The sequence below is a fragment of the Xanthomonas populi genome (genome assembly GCF_002940065.1).
In the GTDB taxonomy this organism is placed as follows: Bacteria; Pseudomonadota; Gammaproteobacteria; order Xanthomonadales; family Xanthomonadaceae; genus Xanthomonas; species Xanthomonas populi.
The window spans coordinates 1-570 of the sequence record NZ_MDEJ01000318.1; the positions used below are offsets into that span (position 1 = coordinate 1).

The 570-nt window shown below is 56.1% G+C and carries 1 protein-coding gene; it reads left to right on the forward strand.

The features are described 5' to 3' along the window. Positions 1–454: 454 nt before the first annotated feature. A partial coding sequence (locus tag XpopCFBP1817_RS21090; RefSeq protein ID WP_146090207.1) for a helix-turn-helix domain-containing protein occupies positions 455–570 on the forward strand: 116 nt, incomplete at its 3' end.

The window sequence follows — 570 nt, forward strand, 5'->3', positions numbered from 1 at the left end:
ATCATGTCTGTCGTTCTCCGCTGGCAGGGCGTCAAGTCAATGATGGCAGATTGCTGGGGTTTTTAGAGGCTCCTTTAAGATGGCGCTTTTTTGTGCTTCCGGGAAAATTTCCGGGAAAACTAGTGGCCGGAAAACGATGTTTCACGGCCACGAAGTTGCATCAATCAGGTCCGGCGCGGTGTCTTTACCACCGGCACATCGCGCTAATAACGCCGCGTCATCTTGCGTGTCCTGTGGCACGCAGACTCTTGCTTATCGGCCAGCGTGCCCTCCGTGTCAGTGATGCCAAGGTGCTTGAGTCCGTGAAGACTAAGAGCTGCTAACAAAACCCAGGAAAAAGCCGTAAGCAGATGATGGCGTATGGGCGAGTTCAACGTTGAATCGCAACACCAACGGTTGTGAAGCGGTCCAGGCGACCTGGCCTGAGCCACTTCATCGCCAAGTGGAGTTGCCCATGTCATCCAGTCGCCTGGACCTGTCGGAACGATGCCGTCTCCATGCGTTGCACGAAACCGGGCTGTCGCTGCGTGCGCTCGCCGATGCCTTGGAACGTGCACCGAGCACGATCAG